Below are 22,949 nucleotides of genomic sequence, written 5' to 3'. Positions count from 1 at the left end.
GGAAGGCCTTTCGCTGTGCGCATTCTTGTCAGTCCACTTAGGACAACCGTGTGTGTCGTCGCCGCCGTGCTGGCCGTGCTGGTGTTCGACGAGCACTACCGGTTCTTCGACATGGTCATCTACCACGACGCGATCCGCTGGTGGACCCACGGCGGCGACCTCTACGACTACGTAGCGCCCGTCCGCGGGCAGCTCGGCTTCACCTACCCGCCGTTCGCGGCGTTCGCGCTGATGCCGGTCGCGTCGGTCTCCGCCGCCACGGCCGGCTGGCTCAACGCCGCGGGCAGCGTCCTGGCCCTGGCGGTTGTCCTGGCCGTGCTGACCGCGCCGCTCGCCGCCCGCCTCGGGCGGTCCCGGCCCGCCGTCCTCGCCGTCGCCGTGCCGCTCGCCCTGGCCACCGAACCGGTACGCCAGACCCTCGGCCTCGGCCAGGTCAACCTCTGGCTCTTCGCCCTGATCGTCGTGGACCTGGTGGTCCTGAGCCGCCGCGGATCCCGCTGGACGGGCGTCGGTGTCGGCATCGCCACGGCGATCAAGCTGACTCCCGGCCTGTTCATCGTCTACCTGCTCGTGACCCGTCAGTGGCGTGCGGCGGGCACGGCGTGCGCGACCGTCGCCGCCCTCACCGTCGGCGGCTTCCTGCTCGCACCGGCCGAGTCGGTCCGCTACTTCGGCGACCTGATGTGGCAGCCCGGCCGGGTCGGCGCCGCGGAAGCCCTGACCAACCAGGCGCTCAGCGGGCTGCTCGCCCGTCTGCACGCGCCGTCCGGCTGGTGGCTCGTCGTGAGCCTGCTCGTCCTGGCGATCGGCCTGCACCGGGCGCGGCAGGCGTTCCGGGCCGGTGACGAGCTGACCGCGCTGACGCTGACGGGCCTGACGGCCAACCTCGTCAGCCCCATGTCGTGGACCCACCACCTCGTCTTCCTGCCGGTGGCGGTGCTCCTGCTGACCACCCGGGCGGTCCGACTGCGGGATCCCCTCTCGGCCGTCGTTGCGCTGTCCGCGTACGCCCTGAGTGTCGTCTCGCCGATCTGGTTCGCGCCGGGTGGTGTGCTGGTGGAGAACGCGTACACGCTGATGCTGATCGTGCTGGTGGTGGCGTTGCCGGCTCAGCACACGGCCGAGCGGATCGCGTCGGCCATCACGTCCACGGCCACCGCCCGCAGCAGGTCCAGGTCTGCCTCGGCCTCGGATTCGCCGGTGGCCAGCGCGACGACCGCGTCACCGTCGTACCGCGAGTGAGCAGGGTGGATGGTCCGCGCGAAGCCGGTGTGGCCACTCTGCGCGAGCAGGAAACAGTCGGCCTTGGAGAGTCGCGCGGTGGTCAGTAAGACCGCGATCGTCGTGTTGTCCAGGCCGAACGGCGTTCCCGGGTGGGCGGCGTCCTCCCCGGCGCCGAAGAGTGGTTCGCCGTCGCGGCCCAGGACGTCGCCCCAGGCGTTGACCACCACCACGGCCTCGACCCGCACCCCGTCGACGTCGCGCTGTGCCCGGCCGAGCCCACCCGGATCGAGCAGTCCCCGCCACTTGCCGGTCGACGCTCCCATACCGGCACCGATCCGGCCCGACCGGAGGCCCGCGCCGCCGACAGCCGGGCCGCCGACAGCCGGGCCGCCGAGGTCCGCGCTGTTGAGGGCTGCCTCGGCTGCTGCCCGGCCGGCCTCCGCGCCGGGCGGGCCGGTCCGCACCGACCCGTCGAAGATCGACATGCCGACGACGATCGGCACCGGCCCGGCGGGTGTCGGGAAGCCGGCGCCACGGTCGCGGAGCAGGCCCATCACCCCGTCGGCGGCGGAAAGACCGAACGCCGAACCGCCCGACAGCACCACGGCGTCGACGCGGTCGACCAGACGTGCCGGGTCGAGCAGCGCGAACTCCCGGGTGGCGGGCGCACCTCCCCGGACCTCGCCGGAGCCGACGGTGCCGGCGGGCGGAAGAATCACCGTCACGCCCGTTCCGTCACCGGTCCAGTGCCCGATCATGGTCATTGCGCCTCCCGGCCTCGCCGAAGTCCCGGACGGAATTCTCGCAGGCCGTTCCCGGCCGGGGCGCGCATCCAGCCGGGTGGTCGGGGGTCGAAACGTTCCGGCCGGGGCGCGGACCCGATCAGCCCCAGCCCGGGCCCTCACGCCGGTCGGTCGGGGGCTCGAGGCCGGCGACGTGCGGGTTGAAGAGCTCGGGAGCCTCACCGGCACGCCACCGGTCGACCATCTCGATCAGGTCGCCGAAGTTCGACAGCCAGGTCGCCAGCTCGTCGGAACCCGGTTCCATGTGCTCGAAGCCGTTGTCCCGCGCACGCCCGAAGGCCGCGCGGGCCGCCTCGTAGAACGGTCCGCGGTGCTGTGGGGCGATCTGGCGGACGTCGACGCCGCCCATTCCGCTACCGAGGAACTGCGCCTGACAGCCCGTCAGCCACTCGGCGAAGACCGGGTCGGCGAGCTCGGCGGCGATCGCGCGGATCACCGCGTCGGTCGCCCGGCCGGACGCCGCGTAGGAGCGGCCGTCCTCGAGAACGATGAAGCCTGCCATCGGGGGATCAGATCATGGGAGTCACTCGTCGCGGTACATAGGGGCCAGCAAGCCACCGAAGATCATGATGGCGGTGGCGGCCCAGGCCCACCACGGGACCGGCGAATCCGGGCCGAAGAGATCGGCGATCACCGAGTTGAGCGCGTTCATGGCCAGGTCCATCTCGTGAGCTCCTGTTCGGTGACCGGGCCCCGAAGATCGGCCGTGGCGGCCGGCGGCTGAGGAAAAGCGAGGTAGCGTTCCGCCATGTCGACGGACCCCGGCGCGGAGCGCGTCATCGATCGTGACCGCCTCCGGCTGCTGACGGGCCGGGAGCGGGCCCTGTTCGCCGAGCGGAACCCGAGGTCGGCGGACGCCTACGCGCGGGCCGGGCACCTGTTCGGCCGGGTGCCGATGACGTGGATGAACAAGAGTGCCGCCGGCTATCCCGTTTATGTCGACCGGGCGCGGGGTGCGCGGCTCAGCGACGTCGACGGGCACGAGTACGTCGACTTCTGCCTGGGTGACACCGCCGCCATGGCCGGGCACTCCCCGGCGCCCGTGGTCGAGGCAGTGACACGACGGCTCGGTGAGCTGGGCGGGGCGAGCACGATGCTGCCGACCGAGGACGCCGCTGTGGTCGGTGCGGAGTTGAGCCGGCGCTTCGGCGTACCGGAGTGGAGTTTTGCGCTGACGGCGACCGACGCGAACCGGTGGGCGATCCGGTTGCTGCGGGCGGTGACGGGCCGCTCGCGGATCCTGGTCAACAGCTACTGCTATCACGGGTCGGTGGACGAGTCGCTGATCGTCGTCGGGCCCGACGGGCGGCCGCGGAGCCGGGAGGGCAACGTCGGGGCGCCAAGCGATGTGACGCTGACCAGCCGGGTGGCCGAGTTCAACGATCTGGACGGTCTGGCGCGGGAGCTGGCGCACGGGGACGTCGCGGCCGTGCTGATGGAGCCGGCGCTGACCAACATCGGCATCGTGCTGCCCGAGCCCGGTTATCTCGAGGGTGTGCGGGCGCTGACCCGCGAGCACGGGACGTACCTGATCAACGACGAGACGCACACGTTCTCGGCCGGGCCCGGTGGCGCGACGGCGGCGTGGGGGCTGGAGCCCGACGTCGTCACGATCGGGAAGGCCATCGGTGGCGGTGTGCCGGTCGGCGCGTACGGGATGTCGGCGGAACTGGCCGCTGACCTGCTCGGACGCGGCGACCTGGACCTGATCGACATGGGCGGGGTCGGCGGGACGCTCGCCGGGAACCCGGTGTCGATGGCGGCCACCCGGGCGACCCTCGAGGAGGTGCTCACCGAGGCCGCCTTCGCCGGGATGATCGAGGTCGCGACCGGTTTTGCCGACGGCGTCCGCAAGATCATCGACCGGTACGCGCTGCCGTGGTCGGTCAGCCGGCTCGGCGCGCGGGTCGAATACCGCTTCGCCTCGCCGGCACCCCGGAACGGCACGGCGTCCGCCGCGTCAGCCGACGGTGAGCTCGAGGACTACCTGCACACCTATCTGCTCAATCGCGGCATCCTGCTCACGCCCTTCCACAACATGGCGCTGATGTGCCCGGCGACCACGCCCGAGGACGTGGCCCGGCATCACGAGGTCTTCGACGCCGCGCTCGGTGAGCTGACCCGGGACGCCAGCAGCTCGACGTAGTGCGGGTTGTGCATGATGCCGAGTACGTTCCCGAACGGGTCGACCACGGACGCGGTGGTGAAACCCTCGCCGTCACCGTGCGCGGTGATCGGCTGATATTCGGTCGCGCCGAGTTTCAGCAGCCGGTCGAAGGTGCCCTGCAGGTCGTCGACGTGCCAGAACATCACCGCACCACCGGGGGCGTTCGCGGCGCCCGGAGGGGCGTACCGGCGGTCGATGAAGCCGAGCTCGTCCTCGTCGTCGCCGACCCGGAACTCCACGTAGGCCGGCGCGGCGGGCGCGGGCGGGAACGCGTAGTAGGCCTCCTGGCCGAGCAGCTCGGCGTACCAGTCGCGGGCGGCGGCGAGGTCGTCGGCGTAGAAGCTGATGGTGGCAAATCCTCGGAACATCGTGTTCTCCCTGTCCGGTGTGTTGTGGCCTCATCCTGCGCCCCATAAGTGCTCACCTTCTGAGCACTTTCCGTGGGAGTCTTCCGTCATGCGCGCAGACCGTCTGGTGGCCACCGTCCTGCTGATGCAGGCCCGCGGCCGGGTGACCGCGGCCGAGCTGGCCGGCGAGCTCGAGATCTCGGTGGCGACCGCCCGCCGCGACCTCGAGGCCCTGTCCGCGGCCGGCGTCCCGGTCTATCCGCAGCCCGGCCGCGGCGGTGGCTGGTCGCTCGTCGGCGGCGCCCGCACCGACCTGACCGGTCTCACGTCGTCCGAGGCCCGGGCGTTGTTCCTGCTCGCCGGGCCGGCCGCGGCCGGTGCGCCCGCTGTCCGGTCCGCGCTGCGCAAGCTGGTCCGGGCCCTGCCGGACACCTTCCGAGCCGACGCCGAGGCCGCGACCGACGCCGTGATCGTCGACGCCGCCCGCTGGGGTGATCGCGACAAGACCCGCCCGGCGGTGGTCGACCTGCTGCAGGACGCCGTGGTCCGCCGCCGCAAGGTCACCTTCGGGTACGCGAGCAGAGGCCGACCCCCGGCCCCGCGCCTGGCCGACCCGCTGGGACTCGTCGACAAGGACGACCTCTGGTACCTGATCGCCGGCACCGACCGGGGTCAGCGCACCTTCCGGGTGGACCGGATCACCGACGCCACCGTGACGGACCTGGTCGCCGAACGGCCCGCCGGCTTCGACCTGCAGCGGGAGTGGGACCGGGTGGTCGGCGAGGTCGAGCAGCGCCGCTCCCTGCTCTCGGCGACGGTCCTGATCACGGAACGCCTGCTCCCGATCCTGCGCGACCACTTCGGCCGCCATTGCGAGACCCTCGGCACCCTCGACGACGGCCGTGTCCAGGTCCGCGTCGCCGCGCCGATGGCCGTGTCGATCGCCGAGCAACTCGCCGGCTGGGGTGCATCCGTCGAGGTCATCGAGCCCGAGTCGGTCCGCGCCGAGCTCGCCCGGCTCGGGTCGGAACTTGTCGCCCGTTACGGTCCGGCGGGAGGCGATTAAGCTGGGCCGGTGCCGGCCCCCGCCCCCTTGCTGCTCGTCCTCGACGGCAACAGTCTGGTCCACCGCGCGTACCACGCCGCGGCGCTGGACGGGCTGCTGGACAAGGCCGGCCGGCCGGTGTGGGCGCTGAAGGGTCTGATCGGCTACATCGCCCGGGCCGCCGCCCACCTGCGGCCGTCCGGTGTGGTGGTCGGCTTCGACTGCCCTGACGACTCTGCGCGCAAGGTCGACTACCCGGCGTACAAGGCGCATCGTCCGGCGAAGTCGGCGGACCTCGCCGAGCAGATCGCCGGCGCACCCGAGTTGCTGCGGGCCGCGGGCATCTGCACGGTCGTCCCGCCCTCGTACGAGGCCGACGACGTCCTGGCCAGCTCGGCCGAGCACGCCCGCAGCCGCGGCTGGCGCTCGGTCCTGATGACCAGCGACCGCGACGCCTTCGCCCTCATCGACGACACCACCTCGGTCCTGCGGGTCCGCAACGGCGGCTTCGACGAGGCCGTCCTGATCGACGCCCCGGCCCTGGTCGAGCTCTACGGCGTCCACTCCTGGCAGTACCGCGACTACGCGGCCCTGCGCGGCGACCCGTCCGACAACCTCCACGGCGTCCGCGGATTCGGCCGGGCCCGCGCGGCCGCCCTGCTCAAGACCTTCGGCACGGTCGACGCGGCCTGGGCGGCAATCGACCGGGGCGACTCCGCCGCGGTCCGCGAGGTGGTCGGCGAACAGGCCCTGCAACACCTGGCCGCCGCGGCGACCCGCGACATCGTCGCCCGCAACCGCCGCCTGATGGCCATGCGCGCCGACCTCCCGATGCCGGACCTGAGCGCGGCCCGCCTCCCCCTGCGCCGCTCGGTGATCCGCTGGGCCCTCTCCGGCCGCGGCATCCACCTCGGACCGTCCCTGTGGGCCCTGACCGGCGAGTCGGCACCGGTCGGCACCGAGGACCTGACCCCCGAGCTGCGGCCGTGGGTCTTCCGCCGCGGTCTGGCCAGCTCCCGCGAACCCACCCCGGGCCAGCTGTCTCTCTTCTAGACAGCCACCGGCACTGAGGTGATCAACCGGAGCGTGGTCACCGCCCAGTCGCCTCCGCCGAGATCACCCCGGTACGCCGCGGCGACGTCCCGATGACCCACCAGTGAACCGCTCACCGGCGCTGCCGTCGCCGGGCGCGACAGGCGTGACTCCCCTGCCCGCCCACCCTGGCCGGTCCTCGGCAACAGGTACTTCTCGGCGTCGAGGGGCTGTTCCGCGACAAGAAGCTTGAGCCAGTCGGTGGCGGTGGCGCCCGGCATCACCGGCCGCGACTGCGGCAGCGAGACGCGGATCTGCCGGCCACGCATGGCGGCAGCCACCTTTCCCGGATCGACCCAGCCGCCGGGAAACAAATCCACGTGACTCCTGGCCTCACCCGCGAGATCGACCAGGATGCAGTAGAGCCGCCGATCGGTGGTGTTGCGCAGGGAGATCCGCACCTCGGGCGACTGCCAGCCGTCACCGGCGAACCGGTAGGCCAGCTCGACGGTTCCGTCCGCACCGACAGGGAGGCGCCCGCCGCCACCGCTGATCAGCTCGATCTTCACGGCGCCGGCGAGCGGAGAACCCGGATTGTCCAGGCGGCGCAACTGAAGCCACTGCGACAGGCGTTCGAGCTCACGGACCGGGTCCTGATCCGGCAGGATCCCCAGTGGCTTCCCGGTGTTCCCGTCGAGAGCCGTGAGGCCATCAGCCTCAGACACGATGACATCGGGCGGGCCGGTCTCGACGACCCGGAGGTAGGGCGATGGCCTCCCACCGGGACCGGCTGTCTCGATCGCTGCCCGCAGTCCGGCGGCAGCAGCACCGGCGGTGTTGTCGAAAGCCAAGCTGACCGCCGGCCTCGGCACCGCGGCGAGGGCCACCGGATATTGCGCACCGGGATCGGGTTCCCAGCCCACTGGAGCGACCAGGCTCTTGGCGACCTGCACCTCCAAGACCTGCGCCTGCCGCAACGGTCCGGATCCGGCGACGGCCACCAGGGTGGGACCGTCCCCGTCAGCAGCAAAACCGTGGCAGGCGCCGAGATCGATCTCCCACTGCTCACGCACTCGCCGCATCACGGCGCGCGTGGCGGGTCGCCGCACCGGTCCACCGAGGAACGGCTGATCGATGAGGCGGCCGTCCACCGGCGACATCGTCGGCACCTGATGCTCGATGCGGTCCTCCACCTGAGCCCGCGCCGCGATCATGAGTTCGCGGTAGGTGGCGCCGGGACCGAGCCTCGTGAGGGCCGACAGCAGCGCTGAGCTGAACAGCCCGCGCGTGGCTCCGTCGATCACCATCTCCTGGGCAGTCTCGTCGGCACGACAGGCAGCCAGCGCCACGTGCTCGGGCCGGACCGCGGTCCGGCCGTCCTCCCGCAGGAGACCGGGCAGCGACCCGAGGGGAAGATCCGGGGCGAGCTCTTCCGGGGAGCGGACGATCGACGGCCGCGCGGAGAGCCCGCCCGAGTGACAGGCGTCCAGCACGGTGACGACGTGCGCGCCACGACCGGCGATGTCGTCGACCAGCCTGGTCAATTCGGGGGCGTAGAGGTCCGGCACGTCATCGACACGGCTGTCCGAGCACACCAGAGTCTGGACCGGGCCGGGGTCGAGGGGTGACTGCGCCTGCGAGCCACTGCCCGAGAACCAGAACAGGACGCTGTCGCCCTGACCCGCCTGGCCCAGGTGATCGTGGAATCCCGCCAGCACAGCAGCCCGGGTCGCCTGCTCGTCATAGAGAGCAACAACGTGCAGGTCGTCGGGGATAATGCCGCGCAGATGGCTTATCGCTGCCTCGATGTCGTTGCGGCACCCTCTCAGCGCCGGCATCGGCCCGAGGTACCGGTCGATGCCGACCATCAGGGCGAAGACCCGGCGACGGCGCGGCGCCGGGGCCCGGAACGGTGCGAGACGGCGACGCCGCACGTTCTCCAGCCCGTCGACACCCGAGACCGCACACCCGAACAACGGATCAGCCAGCATGGCGACCAGCTGCTCACCGGGCTGCCGGGCCGGCTCGGCGGAGAGCCGCGCAACCCACCGGAACCAGTCCGAGGCCCAGCCGGCCACGTCCGGCTCGTCCAGCAGCGCGAGACGCCGCAACATCGCGCTGACCTCGCCCTGCCGCGCGGGATCGACCGAGGCCGGCTCGTCCGACCCGGCGGCCACCGCGGTGCGGTACCGGCGCAGCGACAGGTTCCGCAGCAGGACCCGGGCCGACGACGCCGCGTCGGACACCTCGATCGCGTGGCCGCGGGGCCGGGCCGTGAAGCCGTCGAGCGGAGCGAAGACGTCACCGCAGAACGGCTCGGTCAGACCCTCGGTGATGAGCAGCTCGATCCCGTCGCCGAACGGGCGCACCGCCCGCACCGGGAGCAGGCCGGCCGGCGCCGGGCGGCTCAGGATCGCCGACATGATCCGCGACTCGAGCCGCTGCTGGGCGGCGTTGTGCGCCTCGGGCAGAGCGGTGGCTCCGGCGGCGGTCAGCCGCAGCACCGCGTCGCGGGCCTGGGCGTACGTCTCGCCGGTGTAGCGGGCCCGCCGCCGGGCCCGCGCGCTGATCGTCTTCGGTGTCATGACCGGCGCGCCACTCGGGTGTCCCGCAACGCGTCGGCACTCCACTTGCGGAGCAGGGACAGGGTCTTCAGCGCGAAGTCACCGTGGGTGGCCGGCAGGACGATCGCCACCAGCAGGACCAGGCAGGCGAACAGCGTGACCAGGACGATCGGCAGATAGACGATGGCCACGACGAGAGGCCGGACCAGAGTGGCCGGCAGCGTGGCGAGGTCGAAGGTGGGCATGATCCACTCCCGTTCCGTTGCCCGGCCAACGGCAATCGAGATGGATGGCGCCTGGTGTTCCTGTGCCGTGCTGGAGGATCTTGGACCCTTTAGTCACCGACTGGATCTCGACCGGGAGATCCATGCGACTCGGCTTCCGTCTGCCGTGGTCCACACGCTACCCGGCGGTGGCAAGCACAGCAACGACCGGTCACAGGGTGGCGGCGTAGGTGAGGACCGAGATGCCGGTGATGGCGTCGAGGACACCGCACCATTCGGCGAAGGCGCGCGGGACGACAGCGTTGTGGCGGTGGTGCCACAGGTCCCAGCCGGCGTGGGCCAGCCAGCCCGAGCCCACCAGCACGACGCTCAGGACCGGCCCGGCGGTCAGGGCCGCGGCCAGCAGCACCAGGTACGCGACCAGCGCCGCCACCTGCACCACCAGCGTCCGCCGGGGCCGCAGCGTGCCCCGCACCGCCCCGATGGCGACGTACGCGAAAGCCAGCACCAGCAGTGTCCACGGTGCCATGCTCTGAGGCTCGACGATCACGTCGATGGTCATGAGCACGGCCAGCACCGTCGGCCAGCGGGCGAGCAACCCGGTGCGTTCGACGGCGGGGTGCGGCGCGGTGTATTCGGCCCGGCGGTGGAGCATGGTCAGGATCATCGCCGGGACCATCAGGACGTGGCCGCCGGTCAGGACGGCCGCGGGCGGGAGCAGGCCGGCCCACCACGGGATCAGGAAGACGAGGAACGACGCGTACATCGCCGCGGTCATCTCCGCGGTGGCGCGGGCGCTGTGGCCGCGGTGCCACATCCAGACCGCCATGGCGACGGACATGTTCGTGGCCATCACGAACGAAGCCACGTCGGGACGGTCGGTGGGCAGGGGCCAGAACGGGGCGAGGACAACCATGCCGACGACCATCGCGATGATCATCTCGGCCAGGTGGCGCAGGAAATGTCTCATGGTGGGAGCGTGCGGCGGTTCGCGGGCAGGCGGCACCGGCGTGGTGTCATGGCCGGACCGTGAACTTGTCATGGGTCCGGCGACGCCTGCGGCTCCTACGATCGAGCGATGCATCGGCGTCTGAGGCGGGTCCGGGTCGTCACCCTCGTGGTGCTGGCGACCAACGCGGCGGCGGCGTGGTTCATGCCGGCCATCGGGCTCGGGCGGGAGCCGGACCAGGCGCGGGTGGTGTGGGGCCTGACGGGCATCGTGCTGTTCGCCGTCGCGCAGGCGGTGGTGCTGCGGGCATTGGTCACGCCGTGGATCAGTGAGCGGGCACGGCGCCGGTCGATCGTGGTCTTCGCGGGCGCGTCGCTCGTGTCGGTGCCGCTGGTCGGTCCGCTCGGTGACAGCTGGCCGAGCTGGGCCTGGCTGGCGGCGTGCATCGTCGGGATCGTGCCGGTGCTCACGGGGAAGGTGGCCGCGGCACTGTTGTGCACGCTGGTCGCGGTGATCTCCGTGGTGATCTCACCGGGGTCCGTGGTGGACACGGTGCTCATCACGGTCGGGTTCGGCTCGGGGATCGCCGCGATCAACGGGCTGCACGTGTGGTTCTGGGACCTGCTGCTCCAAGCCGAGGAGGGCCGCAGCGCGCAGGCGCAGCTCGCCGCGACCGAGGAGCGGCTGCGTTTCGCCCGCGACGTGCACGATCTGCTCGGCCACCGGTTGTCCGTCATCGCCCTCAAGGCCGAGCTGGCCGAGCGGCTGGCGCCCTCCGACGCCGGTCGCGCCGGTGCGGAGGCCGCCGAGGTACGCCGGATCGCCGCCACGGCCCTGACCGAGCTCCGCGAGGTGGTGCACGGCTACCGCGAGGTGGATCTGCGCGAGCAGGTGTCGGCGATCGAGCGGGTGCTGGTCTCCTCCGGGGTGCGCTGCACGGTGACCACGCCGGCCGGCGAGCTGCCCGGGCCGGGCGCCGCGGTGCTCGCGGCGGTGCTCCGGGAGGCCTCGACGAACCTGCTGCGGCACAGCGCGGCGACCTGGTGCACGATCGACGTCGAGGACAGCGCCGGGGGCGTACGCCTCACAGTGGTCAACGACGGCGCGGGTGCCGCCACCCCGGACGCCCACAGTCACGGCCTGCGCGGACTCGCCGAGCGGCTGGCGGAGCACGGTGGACAGCTGCGCACCCGCGCGGCGGACGGCACCTTCACCGTCGAGGCCGTCGTACGCTCGACGCCGTGATCCGTGTGCTGCTCGCCGACGACGAGGAACTCATCCGTGTCGCCGTGGCGGCCCTGCTCGGGCTCGAGCCGGATCTGGAGGTGGTCGCCCAGGCCGCGGACGGGCGTACGGCGATCACCCAGGCCCTGGCGCACCGGCCCGACGTGGCCGTCCTCGATCTGCAGATGCCCGCACTCGACGGTCTGGAGGCGACCGCTGAGCTTCGACGGGTTCTGCCGGGGTGCGCGGTGGTGATCCTCACCGGGCGCGGCCGGCCGGCCCAGATCCCGCGGGCGCTGGCCGCCGGCGCCAAAGGTTTCCTGCCCAAGGGTTCTCCGGGTGGCGCCCTCGCCGACGTCATCCGCCGGGTGCACGGCGGCGGCCGGTACGTCGATCCGGCTCTGGCCGCGGAGGCGCTGAGCCTGCCCGCCTGCCCGCTGACCGAGCGTGAGCTGGAGGTGCTCCGGCACGCCGAGCCGGACGTGCCGGTGAGTGTGGTCGCCCGGCGGCTGCGGCTCTCCCCCGGCACCGTCCGCAATCACCTGACGGCCATCACGACCAAGCTCGGCGTGCCCAGCCGGGCCGCAGCGGCGACCGTCGCGCGGGAGAACGGTTGGCTTGGGAGCGCTCCCATGTAACGATGAGCGTCACTGTCTCGTCGTGAGGATCCCCCGCCATGCGCCTGACCCGGATATCCGTCGCCGCCCTGACCCTGCTGGCCACCCTGCCGGCCACCGTGGTGGTCGCCGGCCCCGCCGCCGCTGCGGTGGACCCCGCACCCGTCACCGTCGTCACCAGCGACTTCGAGGACTCGACGACGCAGGGCTGGTCGGCGCGGGGCGGGGAGACCGTCGCCGCGAGCGACGTCGTGGCGCACGGGGGCGACGGCAGTCTGGCGGTCACCGGGCGGACGGCGACCTGGGAGGGCCCGTCCCTCGACCTCCTCGACGTCGTCGAGAAGGGCACGCAGTACACGTTCACGGTCTGGGTACGCCTCGCGGCCGGCACCCCCGCGGACGATGCGCGGCTCAGCGTGGAGCGCCGGACGGACGGGACGGCGAGCTACGACCAGGTCGTGGGGAACACCGCGGTGACGGCCGACGGGTGGACCAGTCTGAGCGGCCGGTACACGCTCGCCACGGACGTCGACTTCCTGCGGGTCTACGCGGAGACGACGACCACCGCCTCGTTCCACGTCGACGACTTCGTGGTCTCCTACGTGCCCGCGCTGCCGATCCAGACCGACATCCCCCGGATCCGCGACGTCGTCACGGAATTCCCGGTGGGCGCCGCGATCACGGCCGCGGAGACGCTCGGTGTGCACGGCGAGCTGCTCGCCCGGCACTTCACCTCGGTCACGCCGGGCAACGCCCTCAAGTGGGATGCCACCGAGCCGGCCGAGAACTCGTTCACCTATGCGCAGGCGGATCCGCTCCTCGCGTACGCGAAAGCCCACGGGCTGGCCGTGCGCGGCCACACCCTGGTCTGGCACAACCAGACGCCGGCCTGGGTCTTCACCGGCGCCGACGGTGAGCCGATGACGGCGACCGCGGCGGACAAGGCCCTGCTGCTCTCGCGCCTGGAGAACCACATCCGCAACGTCGCCGCCCACTACGGCGACGACATCGCGACCTGGGACGTGGTCAACGAGGTGATCGACGAGAGCCAGGCGGACGGGATGCGCCGCAGCACCTGGTACGAGATCACGGGGCTGGACTACATCCGGACGGCCTTCAGGGTGGCGCGGGAGGTCGCACCGCAGGCCACGCTGATCATCAACGACTACAACACGAACGTGCCGGCCAAACGGGACGCGCTGTACGACCTGGTCGCCCAGCTGAGGGGCGAGGGCGTACCGATCGACGGTGTGGGACACCAGATGCACGTCAACGTGGGCTGGCCGACCATCGCCGAGACCGAGGCGATGCTGCGGAAGTTCGTCCCGCTCGGCATCGAGCAGCAGATCACCGAGCTCGACGTGAGCATCTACCGCGACAGCACCGAGACCTTCGAGGTCCCGCCCGCCGACCGTCTCCTCGCCCAGGCGTACGCCTACCGCGACCTGTTCGCGTTGTTCCGCCGCTACGCCGCCGACATCACCTCGGTGACCCTGTGGGGGCTGGCCGACGACAACACCTGGCTCGACACGTTCCCGGTGACCCGCAAGGACGCCCCGCTGCTGTTCGACACGCGGCTGCAGGCCAAACAGGCGTACTGGGGTGTGGTGGATCCGTCCCGCCTCACCCCGGCCGGCGCGCCGTGCTCGGTCGCCTACCGGGTGACCGGCAGCTGGCCCGGCGGTTTCCAGGGCGACGTGCGGCTCACGAACACCGGCACGACCCCGCTGACCGGCTGGGCGCTGGCCTGGTCGTTCCCGTCGGGGCAGCGGATCACCCAGGCCTGGAACACTACCTACCGGCAGACGGGAGCAGACGTCACGCTCACCAACGCCGCCTGGAACGCCACGATCGCCCCCGGTGGTTCGGTGTCGGCCGGCTTCCTCGGCACGTGGACCGGCACCAACGTGGCGCCGGACTCCTTCACGCTCGGCGGGACGACCTGCGCCGGGTGAAGCCGGTCTCTTTCGTGGAACCCGCTCCCGCTCGCGGGCCGCGGACGACAATGACGGGGTGATGTCCGAGAACGCCCGTGTGCTCACCGATCTCGTCCGGCTGCAGGCGGTGGCGTCGTACGACCTCTTCCACCCGGTGCTCGCCGCGGAGCTGCGCGGTGTGTGCCTGCGGACGGCCGAGCGCCTCGGCATGCCGCTGGCGGCCGTGCAAGCCGTGCTCAACACGTCGACGACGGCGCTCGCCACCAACGGCGGCGAGGGCGACTTCCTGTCGCCGCTCGGGGGCACGCCCAACGAGATCTCGATGTGCCCGGCCGTTGTTGTCACCGGCCGGCCGCTCATCGCGGGTGACCTGCGGCGGTCCGACGACTTCGCCGGCACCCCGGGTGTGCTCACCGGCCTCGTGCTCGCCTACGCCGGTGTGCCCCTGACCTCGGAGAGCGGCGAGCTCATCGGCACGCACTGTGTCATGAGCCCCGAGGCGCGCGAGTTCAGCGCCGCCGACATCGACAACCTGCACATCGGCGCGGCCGAGGTCATGGACATCCTGGCCCGCTACCGGATCACCGAATAGCCACCGGGGTGTCGCTCGGCGGCGCGTCCGCCAGGTAGACGTAGGCAGACCCCCGGATGATCAGGGCGCGGCCGCAGAGTGCGGTGACCGGGTCGGCGGCGAGCATGGCCTCGATCAGACGGCCGAACGACGCGCTGTCGGTCTCGGTGCCCGTGAGGCCCGCGCTCGTGGTCAGCGCCGTCCAGAGGTCGTCGGCCGCGGCGCCGTGGACCTGCCGCAGCGACTCCTGCGCCTCGGCGAGGTCGGGGCGGGCGAGACCGTACGATCCGGTCCGGTCGATGGCCGGCACAGCCGTGGCGAACGCCATGGGTTCCTCGCTCAGGGTCGGACGGTGCCGGCGGGGGCGCCCACCGGTCTGCGCCTTCCATCGGCAGCATTCCGCCCGGACCTGAGCAGTCCCGCACGACGGACCTGTGCCGTGGTCACTCCCGGACGACCGCCGCGCTGCCCGCCCGCAGCCCGAGTGACCCGTTCACCCGCCGCCCGGTCAGCAGGTCGAGCCCGGTGGCGGGCACGTCGTGGTCGTCGGCCGTGTGGTTCAGCAGGAACAGCCAGGACCGCTCACCGGCGCGGCGGCGGACCGCTTCCACGCCCGGCGGCAGTCCGGCCGCACCGCCCGCGATCTCGCCGAGCAGCTTCTCCAGGTCCGGCTCGTCGAGGCGGGTGGAGACGTACCAGGCCTCGCCCCGGCCCACCTTGTGCCGGGTCACGGCCGGTCCACCATCCAGGTAGGACAGCACAGCTTCGGCGCCTTCGAGGTGCACGGTCTCGCTCCACAGGTCGCCGGTGCCGCTCGTCAGCGTGACGCGCTCCTCCGGGCCGAGCGGGTGGAACTCCTCGACGCGCACGCCGAGCAACTCGCGCAACGCGCCCGGATAACCGCCGAGACGGACGCGGCCGTGTTCGTCGGCCACCCCGCTGAGAAACCCGGCCACCAGCCGGCCGCCCGCGGCGACCCAGTCCCCGAGGCCGCCGGCCTGGGCGTCCGACAGCAGGAAGTGCCCCGGCAGCACGATCATCCGGTACGCGGAGAGCCGCTCGAGCGTCCCGATGACGTCCGCGACGATCCCCCGCCGCCACAACGCCCGATGCGCCCGCCGTGCCTCGTCGTGGTGATCGAGCCGGTCGGACGGCAGACCCGGGGCTTGCAGCGCCCAAGCGGAGGGCTCGTCACAGGAGACCGCAACGTTCGCTTCCACCACCACACCCTCGGCGGCTTCGGCGATCCGTTCCAGTTGTTCGCCGAGCGCGACCGCCTCCCGGAAGACCCGGCTGTCGGGCCCGGCGTGCGGCACGAGCGCGGAGTGGAAGAGCTCGGCACCCCCGCGCGGCGCCCGCCACTGGAAGAACAGCGCACCCGACGAGCCGCGGGCGATCGCCGCCAGACTCTGCCGCGCCATCCGGCCGGGTTCCTTGGTGTGCATGCGCCCGCCGGTGTAGATGAGGTTCGGCGCCGTCTCCATCAGCAGCCACGCCGGCGCGCCCGGGCTGTGCCGTGCCCAGCCACGCGCCCGGTCCGCCGCGAAGGCCGCCTCCACCTCGGCCTCGAGACCCGGGTCGGACGGGTAGTGGTCGATCGCCACCAGGTCCACCTCGCGGGCCCAGCGGGCGTGGTCGACCGGCACCCAGCCGCCCAGGACGAAGTTGGTGGTGACCGGCACGCCAGGTGTCGCGGCCTTGAGCACCTCTCGCTGCTCCCGGTACGCCGCCAGCAGCTCGTCGGAGGTGAACCGGCGGAAATCGAGCACCTGCGCGGGATTCGGCAGGTACTGCGTCGCCCGCGGTGGCCGGATCTGGGCCCAGTCGCTGTATTCCTGGCTCCAGAACGTGGTCGTCCAGGCGTCGTTGAGCGCCTCGAGGCTGCCGTGGCGCTCGCGCAGCCAGCGGCGGAACGCCTCGGCGGTCAGGTCGCAGTGGCAGGTGGTGCCGTACTCGTTGTGCACGTGCCACAGGGCCAGGGCGGGATGGTCGCGGTAGCGCTCGGCCAGGGCGGTGGCGATGCGCAGGGCCGCCGACCGGTACGCCGGTGCGCTCACGCAGTACGTGTCGCGGCTGCCGTGGCTCAGGCGTACGCCGTCCGCGGTGACCGGCAGCGCCTCGGGGTGGGCCAGGCTGAACCACGGCGGCGGTGAGGCGGTCGGGGTGGCCAGGGCGACCGAGATCCCCTGTGCGGCCAGGCGATCGAGCACCGTGTCGAGCCACCCGAACTCGAAGCGGCCGGGGGCGGGCTCCAGCCGCGACCAGGCGAAGACGCCGACCGTCGCGAGGTTCACCCGGGCACGGCGCATCAGCTCGACGTCCTGCAGTTGCACCTGATCCGGCCACTGCTCAGGGTTGTAGTCACCGCCGTAGAGCATCCGCTTGTCCTTTGTTGGGAATCAAGCCAAACTAGGAGCGGTGCGAGAAGCTGTCAATTGGGAGCACGCGCGGATCACCGGCAACGGTCGCCAAGGCGCCCTGTGCTGGGGCGATCCCGGCGCGCTGCGGGTCACGGTGTCCCACGAGCGCCTGTTCCTGCCGATGGGCCCGCCGCTGGACGCACCCGACACGGCCGCGATCCTCCCCCGCCTCCGCGAGCTGCTGAGCCGGGGCGAGTACGCCGCAGCCGCCGACGCCGTGTGCGCGCACGCAATCGCCGGCGATCCCGCGTACGCGGAGACGGTCTGGATCGATCCCCTGGTCGGCGCCGCGACGCTGACCCTGCGCCCCGACGTTCCCCTGACGGACCTCCGGCAGGACATCGATCCGGCGACCGGCCTGGTCACGCACCACTGGACGGGCGGCTCCCTGGAGGTGTTCGCCTCCCGGCCGGCGGACGCGATCGTGCTGCGGCTCGAGGGATTTCGCGGTGAGCTGCAGCTCGGACTCATCGACGGCACCCCGCCCGTCCCGATCGCCGTGAGGCACGACGGGCTGGCGCTGACCGTCGGCTTCGGCGCGGACTGGCCTGGTGCACCGACCGGCTATCGCGTGCGGTGCCAGCTGCTGCCCGGCAGCGAGGACGTGGTGCTGGTGCTGCGGACGTTGCTGCCCGGTGAGCCCGATCCGCCCGTCCAGGAGGACTTCGAGGCCCTGCTCGCCGCGCACCGCGAGGTCCACGGTGAGCTGATGGACCGGGTGCGGCTGGAGCTCGGCGACACCCGGATCGAGCGGCTCTTCGACGCCGGCCGGTACACGATCGTCAGCAGCACCGGTGAGCTCCCGCCGACCCTGCAAGGCGTGTGGAGCGGCACCTGGACACCACCGTGGTCCAGTGGTTACACCCTCGACGGCAACCTGCCCGCCGCGGTCGCCGGGCTCCTCCCCACCGGCACCCCGGAGCTGCTGCTGCCCGTCTTCGACCTGCTCGACGCCGTCCGCGACGACCTGCGCCACAACGCGCGCCGCCTCTACGGGGCCCGAGGTCTGCTGACACCCGTGCACCTGTCGTCGCACGGGCGGCAGAACCACTTCGGACCGGTGTGGTGCCAGACGTTCTGGACGGCGGGTGCGGCGTGGATGGGCCGGCTGTACACCGACTACTGGCGCTACACCGGCGACGACACGTTCCTGCACGAGCGGGCGCTGCCGTTCCTGCGGGAGGCCGCCGACTTCTACCTCGACTTCGTGACGATCGAGGACGGCGGGGCGGTGTTCAGCCCTTCGTACTCCCCCGAGAACGCCCCGCCCGCGACCGGTTCGCAGGCCTGTGTGAACGCGACGATGGACGTGGCGGTGGTCCGTGACCTGCTGACCACGCTGCTGTCCGTCGACGCCGACCATGCGGAGGCGCCGCGATGGCGCCGGCTGCTCGACGCGCTGCCCTGCTATCGCATCGCCGGCGGGCTGCTCGCCGAGTGGTGCCATCCGGACCTCGACGACCAGCCGGCCCACCGTCACGCGTCCCACCTGTGGCCGCTCTGGTACGAGCCGGATCCCCTGATCACGGACGACCCGGCGATGCGCGCGTCGGCGGTGGCCGCGATCCGCCGCCGCCTGGACTGGTGGCTGAGCGCGGACTCCGACGAGATGGCGTACGGCCTGGTGCAGCTGGGGCTGGCCGCGGCGGCACTGGGCCTGGCGTCCGAGGCGTACGCGTGTGTCGTACGGATGGCCGAGTGCTACTGGCGGCCGACGCTCGTGCCGACCCACAACCGTGACGCGATCTTCAACGTGGACATCGCGGGCGGCTTCCCCGCGGTCGTGGCGGCCATGCTGGTCCGCTGCGCCCACGGCCGCCTCGACCTGCTCCCGGCGCTGCCACCTCAGTGGCCCCGCGGGCGGGTGACCGGCCTGTGCGCGCGCGACGCCGTGCGACTGCAGGAGCTGCGCTGGGATCCGGACAGCGCCGAGGTTGTCCTCACGGCCCGCCATGACGTCCGCCTGACGGTCAGTGCCCCGCCCGGCCTGCTGATCGACGGCCGGCCCGAGGTGACCGTCGAGCTGACCGCCGGGCAACCCCGCCAGCTCAGGGCGGTCAGCCTTTGATCGCCCCGACGATCACTCCACGGGTGAAGTGGCGCTGGATGAACGGGTAGATCAGCGCGATCGGCGCGACGGTCACCACCACGACGGCCATCTTGATGGCGAGCGTGGGCGGTAGTGCCGACCCGACCGTCCCGGCGTTCTGCGGCGCCTGCCCGGCCAGGATGTAGCTCTGCAGAATGCGCTGGATCGGGAACTTCTCGTTGTCGTCGATGTAGAGCAGCGCGTTGAACCAGACGTTCCAGTAGCCGACCGCGTAGAAGAGCCCGACCACCGCGATGACGGCCTTGGACAGCGGCAGGACGATCCGCCACAGGATCCGGAACTCCCCCGCGCCGTCCATGCGGGCGCTGTCCAGCAGCTCGGACGGGATGTTCTGGAAGAACGCGCGGACCACGACCAGGTTGAAGACGCTCAGCGCGCCCGGCAGGATCAGCGACCACAGGCTGTCCTTGAGGCCCAGGCCCGTCACCACCAGATATTGCGGCACCAGACCGGGATAGATCAGGAACGTCAGCAGGAAGTAGAAGAGCAGGCCGCGGTGCAGCAGCGACCCGGGCCGCGACAACCCGTAGGCCGCCAGCACGGTCAGCACCAGGCTCAGCGCCGTGCCGCCCACGGTGACCAGGGTGCTCACCAGCAGCGCCTTGGTGATCTGACCACCCGAGAAGATGATCCGGTACGCCGAGAAGTCGAGATCGCGGGGCACCACCACCAGCCCACCGGCGGCATTGATGGTCTCGCGCGACGACAGGCTGGTCAGCAGCACCACCCACAACGGGATGAGCACGGCCAGCACCACCGCGGTCAGCACCGTGCCCTTGGCCGTCTGCGCGACGACGCCGGGCTGCTCCTCCCAGGCCGGGCGGTTCGGGTGCCGCCGCCGGGTACGCAGGTCAGTGGTCATGAGCGCGAGTACACCCCCCGTTCGCCGAGTGCGTGGGCGAACTTGTTGGCGGCCAGGATCAGCACCAGCCCCACGAGGGCCTTGAAGAGGCCGGCCGCGGCACCGAAGCCGTAGTCGCCGGTGGCGATGGCCTGGTGGTAGACGAACGTGTCGAGGACCTCGGCGGCCTGGCGGCCCACCGCGTCCCGCTGCAACAGGAACTGTTCGAAGCCGACCGAGAGCGCGTCGCCGAGCCGCAGGATCAGCAGGAGCACGATCACCGGCCGCAGCCCGGGCAGGGTGATGTGCCACAGCCGGCGCAGGGGTCCGGCACCGTCGACGGCCGACGCCTCGTACAGGTTGGGGTCGACCGCCGCGAGCGCGGCCAGGAAGACGATCGTGCCCCAGCCCAGGTCCTTCCAGACGGCCTCGGCGGTGACCAGCACGATGAAGGTGTCCGGGTTGGACATGATCTCCGGCGGGGAGATCCCGGCGTCGCGCAGCTCCTGGGAGAGCAGACCCGCACCGCCCAGCATCTGCACGAAGAACGTCACCACCAGCACCCAGCTGAAGAAGTGCGGCAGGTAGACCACGGTCTGCACGAAGCCGCGCAGACGGCTGGACATGATGCTGTTCAGCACGATCGCCAGGGCGATCGGCAGGGGGAAGAAGAAGACCAGCTGGAACGCCGTGATCGACAGGGTGTTCCAGAGGGCGTCCCAGAACGCCGGGTCGGCGAAGAGCTCCCGGAAGTTCTCCAGACCGATGAACGGGCTGGCGGCCATCGCCCCCAGCGGGCTGTCACCCAGGTACGGGTTGTAGTCCTGGAACGCGACCACGTTGCCGAGCACCGGCAGGTAGTGGAAGACCGCCAGCAGCAGCGCACCGGGCGCGACCATGACCAGCAGGGGCCAGTCGCGCCGCAGCCGGGCCCGCAGCGGCGAGCGCCGGGCCTTCTTCGGCGCCCGGCGCACCCGCGGCGGGGTCTCCGCCGCGGGTGCGCCGGGAGCGACGACCGGGCGGCTCGCCTGGTCGCTGCTCATCGACCGGCGTCGGTCAGCGCCGTCCCCAGCAACTGCCGCGCCTCGTCCCCGCCCGCGGCCCGCCACTCCTTGACCACGGTGTCGAGGTCGGTCAGGGGCCGCCGCCCGCGGACGATGTCGGTGATCTTGTCCTCGGTGGGCACCAGACCCGCCTTGTACTTGTTCGGCATCTCGAACTTCAGGCCGTCCCAGGGGTCCTTCTCGAGGTGCTTCACGGTCTCGTTCGAGTACGCCAGCAGCTGCGGCACGTACTGCGGCGTCTGCGGGTACGGCTGCACGACCGGGCTGCGCCCGCTGATGAAGAAGTACTGGTTCTGGATCTCCTTGAAGCCGAGCTCGGTCTTCACGGGCCCGTCGGCGCTGCGGGTGTGGTGCTTGCCCTCGACGCCGTACTCCCGCAGGTCGAACTCGCTGGTGCCGAACGGCGCCGAGCACCAGTTGACGATCCGCAGGATCTCCTCGACCCGCGCCTTGCCCAGCCCCTTCTTGACGAACGTGTACGAGATCGGCTCGTCGTCACCCCAGGCGAGCGGGCTGCCACCGGTGGCGGAGAAGAGCTTCACCGGCTGCACGTCGAAGCCGGGTGTGATCTTCTGCTGCTCGGCCTGCATGACCTGCCACATGCCGATGCCGTCCTGGTGGAACATGATCTTGCCGCTCTGCAGCAGCTGTTTGGCGTCGGCGCCCTTGCTGGCCACGATGTCCGGGTGGACCAGGCCCGCCTGGTAGACCTTGGCCATGAACTCGGCGGCGGCCTTGAACTCCGCCGTCTCGTACTTGAACTCCGGCGTGCCGTCGGCCTTGAGCCGCCAGCCGTCCTTGCTGCCCGGCACTTTGTGGAACATCTGGACCATGGCGAAGATGTCCGAGAACGCCCAGACGCCCTTGTCGGCGTCCGTCACCTTCTGGCCGACCTCGAAGAGCTCGTCGATGGTCGTCGGCGCCGCGAGCCCGGCCTTGGTCAGCAGGTCCTTGCGGTGGAAGAGCCCCCACGGGAACGGCCCATCGGTCGGGTTGGGCACGGCCATCAGGCGCTCGTTCCAGCACGCGTTGCGCCACGCGCCGGCCGGGAACGTGCCCAGCATCGGGTAGGCCCCGACTGCGGCACCCTGCAGGTACGGCGTGAGGTCCTCGAAGAGCGCACCGACCGCGTCGCCGAAACGGGCCAGCTTGGAGACCTCCCAGCCCGGGACGCAGAGCACGTCCGGGACGTCGCGGGCACCGAGGATCGCGCCGAGCTTCTCCGCGTACTTCAGGCCGTCCTGCACGCTGAAGTCGACCTCGGTGCCGAGCTCGGTGTTGATCGCGGTCAGGTAGGCGTTGCTCGAGCCGGACGGCGGCGCGGGCCCCCAGACCGGAACCATCGCGCGGATGGCCGGACCACCCGCGCCGGGCTTGTCGGTGATGGCGTCGACCAGCCGAGCCGGGAACTTCGTGTAGCCGTCGGCGACCGGCCGGGTGCTGATGATGTCCGGTTTGGGCACCGCGATGGTGAGCGCGCGCTGCTCGGGCAGGATCCCGGCGAGCTTGTCGAGCTGCTGGGTCGCGCCGCCGCGGGTGGCCTTGTCGGCGCAGCCGCCGAGCACTCCCCCTCCGGCGACGGCGGCGGCCGAGAGGCCGATCAGGCTGAGAAAGGTCCGGCGATCGGCGGACGGGCCGGCGGGTGAACTCACGGCGCGCTCCTGTTCGATGGTCGACGGGACCGACAGCTTCCCGCTAGAGTTTGTTTGGCTTGTAGCCAAACAAAGTAGCCGACGGTGGTGGGGCCCACAAGAGATGTCCGTGCCCGCGGAGCAGGGGCACGGCATGATGGGACGGGCCAGCCGGGGAC

20 protein-coding genes and 1 pseudogene are annotated in these 22,949 nt (G+C 71.7%); 9 read left to right on the top strand and 12 right to left on the bottom strand.

Annotated elements, in window-relative coordinates:
• The first annotated feature begins 15 nt into the window (after positions 1–15).
• Positions 16–1,242 carry a glycosyltransferase 87 family protein gene (locus AFR_RS48805; protein ID WP_438829929.1) on the top strand — a complete coding sequence of 409 codons (1,227 nt, stop codon included), beginning with the start codon at positions 16–18 and terminating at the stop codon, positions 1,240–1,242.
• Here the strand turns inward: AFR_RS48805 and AFR_RS17840 are convergent.
• From AFR_RS17840 to AFR_RS47880, 3 genes and pseudogenes are all read right to left on the bottom strand, one after another.
• Positions 1,173–1,982: pseudogene (locus AFR_RS17840) on the bottom strand (P1 family peptidase); the annotation flags it as partial. The gene AFR_RS48805 and the pseudogene AFR_RS17840 sit on opposite strands and share 70 nt — an antisense overlap.
• 124 nt (positions 1,983–2,106) lie before the next feature.
• Entirely contained in the window at positions 2,107–2,529 is a 423-nt protein-coding gene (locus tag AFR_RS17835; protein ID WP_023362107.1) for a hypothetical protein, read from the bottom strand.
• 21 nt (positions 2,530–2,550) lie between these two features.
• A complete protein-coding gene (locus AFR_RS47880) occupies positions 2,551–2,691 on the bottom strand; it encodes a hypothetical protein (RefSeq protein WP_238547296.1) in 141 nt (46 codons plus the stop codon).
• A gap of 84 nt (positions 2,692–2,775) precedes the next feature.
• On the opposite strand from AFR_RS47880, the gene AFR_RS17830 reads away from it, so the two are divergent.
• Positions 2,776–4,173 carry a transaminase gene (locus AFR_RS17830; protein ID WP_023362105.1) on the top strand — a complete coding sequence of 466 codons (1,398 nt, stop codon included), beginning with the start codon at positions 2,776–2,778 and terminating at the stop codon, positions 4,171–4,173.
• On the opposite strand, the gene AFR_RS17825 is transcribed toward AFR_RS17830, so the two are convergent.
• Entirely contained in the window at positions 4,113–4,562 is a 450-nt protein-coding gene (locus tag AFR_RS17825) for a VOC family protein (RefSeq protein WP_023362103.1), read from the bottom strand. The genes AFR_RS17830 and AFR_RS17825 overlap by 61 nt on opposite strands.
• A gap of 88 nt (positions 4,563–4,650) precedes the next feature.
• Between AFR_RS17825 and AFR_RS17820 the strand changes: the two genes are divergently transcribed.
• Both AFR_RS17820 and AFR_RS17815 read left to right on the top strand, forming a co-directional pair.
• On the top strand, positions 4,651–5,607 hold the full coding sequence (locus tag AFR_RS17820; protein ID WP_023362101.1) for a helix-turn-helix transcriptional regulator: 957 nt from the start codon (positions 4,651–4,653) through the stop codon (positions 5,605–5,607).
• 9 nt (positions 5,608–5,616) lie between these two features.
• A complete protein-coding gene (locus AFR_RS17815; RefSeq protein WP_023362099.1) occupies positions 5,617–6,639 on the top strand; it encodes a 5'-3' exonuclease in 1,023 nt (340 codons plus the stop codon).
• On the opposite strand, the gene AFR_RS17810 is transcribed toward AFR_RS17815, so the two are convergent.
• The 3 genes from AFR_RS17810 to AFR_RS47295 form a co-directional block, all read right to left on the bottom strand.
• Positions 6,636–9,203 carry a caspase family protein gene (locus AFR_RS17810; protein WP_023362097.1) on the bottom strand — a complete coding sequence of 856 codons (2,568 nt, stop codon included), beginning with the start codon at positions 9,201–9,203 and terminating at the stop codon, positions 6,636–6,638. The two genes, AFR_RS17815 and AFR_RS17810, sit on opposite strands and share 4 nt — an antisense overlap.
• Positions 9,200–9,427 (bottom strand): hypothetical protein, encoded by a 228-nt coding sequence (locus tag AFR_RS17805; protein ID WP_023362095.1) that lies wholly within the window; start codon positions 9,425–9,427, stop codon positions 9,200–9,202. The genes AFR_RS17810 and AFR_RS17805 overlap by 4 nt, the downstream gene beginning before the upstream one ends.
• A 190-nt stretch (positions 9,428–9,617) precedes the next feature.
• Entirely contained in the window at positions 9,618–10,376 is a 759-nt protein-coding gene (locus tag AFR_RS47295) for a hypothetical protein (protein WP_023362093.1), read from the bottom strand.
• A 108-nt stretch (positions 10,377–10,484) separates the two neighbouring features.
• Between AFR_RS47295 and AFR_RS17795 the strand changes: the two genes are divergently transcribed.
• From AFR_RS17795 to AFR_RS17780, 4 genes are all read left to right on the top strand, one after another.
• Positions 10,485–11,600: a sensor histidine kinase gene (locus AFR_RS17795; protein ID WP_023362091.1), complete on the top strand. Its 1,116-nt coding sequence runs from the start codon at positions 10,485–10,487 to the stop codon at positions 11,598–11,600.
• A complete protein-coding gene (locus AFR_RS17790) occupies positions 11,597–12,217 on the top strand; it encodes a response regulator transcription factor (RefSeq protein WP_023362089.1) in 621 nt (206 codons plus the stop codon). Before AFR_RS17795 ends, AFR_RS17790 begins: the two co-directional genes overlap by 4 nt.
• Positions 12,218–12,255: 38 nt before the next feature.
• Positions 12,256–14,151 (top strand): endo-1,4-beta-xylanase, encoded by a 1,896-nt coding sequence (locus AFR_RS17785; RefSeq protein WP_023362087.1) that lies wholly within the window; start codon positions 12,256–12,258, stop codon positions 14,149–14,151.
• Positions 14,152–14,212: 61 nt separating this feature from the next.
• A complete protein-coding gene (locus tag AFR_RS17780) occupies positions 14,213–14,725 on the top strand; it encodes a GAF domain-containing protein (RefSeq protein ID WP_023362085.1) in 513 nt (170 codons plus the stop codon).
• Here AFR_RS17780 and AFR_RS17775 read toward each other — a convergent pair.
• Positions 14,715–15,032, bottom strand: a complete 318-nt coding sequence (locus AFR_RS17775) for a hypothetical protein (RefSeq protein WP_023362083.1) — start codon at positions 15,030–15,032, stop codon at positions 14,715–14,717. The genes AFR_RS17780 and AFR_RS17775 overlap by 11 nt on opposite strands.
• 115 nt (positions 15,033–15,147) lie before the next feature.
• Positions 15,148–17,082 (bottom strand): beta-galactosidase, encoded by a 1,935-nt coding sequence (locus AFR_RS17770; protein WP_023362081.1) that lies wholly within the window; start codon positions 17,080–17,082, stop codon positions 15,148–15,150.
• 40 nt (positions 17,083–17,122) lie between these two features.
• On the opposite strand from AFR_RS17770, the gene AFR_RS17765 reads away from it, so the two are divergent.
• Positions 17,123–19,192: a glycosyl hydrolase family 95 catalytic domain-containing protein gene (locus tag AFR_RS17765; RefSeq protein WP_023362079.1), complete on the top strand. Its 2,070-nt coding sequence runs from the start codon at positions 17,123–17,125 to the stop codon at positions 19,190–19,192.
• Here AFR_RS17765 and AFR_RS17760 read toward each other — a convergent pair.
• Genes AFR_RS17760 through AFR_RS17750 form a run of 3 tightly spaced genes read right to left on the bottom strand, consistent with a single transcriptional unit; the run spans position 19,182 to position 22,791 of the window.
• On the bottom strand, positions 19,182–20,096 hold the full coding sequence (locus AFR_RS17760) for a carbohydrate ABC transporter permease (RefSeq protein WP_023362077.1): 915 nt from the start codon (positions 20,094–20,096) through the stop codon (positions 19,182–19,184). The two genes, AFR_RS17765 and AFR_RS17760, sit on opposite strands and share 11 nt — an antisense overlap.
• On the bottom strand, positions 20,093–21,118 hold the full coding sequence (locus AFR_RS17755; RefSeq protein ID WP_023362075.1) for an ABC transporter permease: 1,026 nt from the start codon (positions 21,116–21,118) through the stop codon (positions 20,093–20,095). Before AFR_RS17755 ends, AFR_RS17760 begins: the two co-directional genes overlap by 4 nt.
• Positions 21,115–22,791, bottom strand: a complete 1,677-nt coding sequence (locus AFR_RS17750) for an extracellular solute-binding protein (protein ID WP_023362073.1) — start codon at positions 22,789–22,791, stop codon at positions 21,115–21,117. The genes AFR_RS17755 and AFR_RS17750 overlap by 4 nt, the downstream gene beginning before the upstream one ends.
• Between the last annotated feature and the right edge of the window lie 158 nt (positions 22,792–22,949).

This window comes from Amorphoplanes friuliensis DSM 7358, assembly GCF_000494755.1.
Taxonomy (GTDB): Bacteria; Actinomycetota; Actinomycetes; order Mycobacteriales; family Micromonosporaceae; genus Actinoplanes; species Actinoplanes friuliensis.
This window is presented reverse-complemented; position numbering and strand designations above follow the sequence as displayed.

Excerpts from the sequence above, each read along its gene's own strand:
- AFR_RS17785 (WP_023362087.1), top strand. The coding sequence starts at position 12,256 with ATGCGCCTGACCCGGATATCCGTCGCCGCCCTGACCCTGCTGGCCACC.
- AFR_RS17820 (WP_023362101.1), top strand. The coding sequence starts at position 4,651 with ATGCGCGCAGACCGTCTGGTGGCCACCGTCCTGCTGATGCAGGCCCGC.
- AFR_RS17770 (WP_023362081.1), bottom strand. The coding sequence starts at position 17,082 with ATGCTCTACGGCGGTGACTACAACCCTGAGCAGTGGCCGGATCAGGTG.
- AFR_RS17775 (WP_023362083.1), bottom strand. The coding sequence starts at position 15,032 with ATGGCGTTCGCCACGGCTGTGCCGGCCATCGACCGGACCGGATCGTAC.
- AFR_RS17780 (WP_023362085.1), top strand. The coding sequence starts at position 14,213 with ATGTCCGAGAACGCCCGTGTGCTCACCGATCTCGTCCGGCTGCAGGCG.
- AFR_RS47295 (WP_023362093.1), bottom strand. The coding sequence starts at position 10,376 with ATGAGACATTTCCTGCGCCACCTGGCCGAGATGATCATCGCGATGGTC.
- AFR_RS17805 (WP_023362095.1), bottom strand. The coding sequence starts at position 9,427 with ATGCCCACCTTCGACCTCGCCACGCTGCCGGCCACTCTGGTCCGGCCT.
- AFR_RS17795 (WP_023362091.1), top strand. The coding sequence starts at position 10,485 with ATGCATCGGCGTCTGAGGCGGGTCCGGGTCGTCACCCTCGTGGTGCTG.
- AFR_RS17760 (WP_023362077.1), bottom strand. The coding sequence starts at position 20,096 with ATGACCACTGACCTGCGTACCCGGCGGCGGCACCCGAACCGCCCGGCC.
- AFR_RS17830 (WP_023362105.1), top strand. The coding sequence starts at position 2,776 with ATGTCGACGGACCCCGGCGCGGAGCGCGTCATCGATCGTGACCGCCTC.
- AFR_RS17835 (WP_023362107.1), bottom strand. The coding sequence starts at position 2,529 with ATGGCAGGCTTCATCGTTCTCGAGGACGGCCGCTCCTACGCGGCGTCC.
- AFR_RS17755 (WP_023362075.1), bottom strand. The coding sequence starts at position 21,118 with ATGAGCAGCGACCAGGCGAGCCGCCCGGTCGTCGCTCCCGGCGCACCC.
- AFR_RS17825 (WP_023362103.1), bottom strand. The coding sequence starts at position 4,562 with ATGTTCCGAGGATTTGCCACCATCAGCTTCTACGCCGACGACCTCGCC.
- AFR_RS47880 (WP_238547296.1), bottom strand. The coding sequence starts at position 2,691 with ATGGACCTGGCCATGAACGCGCTCAACTCGGTGATCGCCGATCTCTTC.
- AFR_RS17810 (WP_023362097.1), bottom strand. The coding sequence starts at position 9,203 with ATGACACCGAAGACGATCAGCGCGCGGGCCCGGCGGCGGGCCCGCTAC.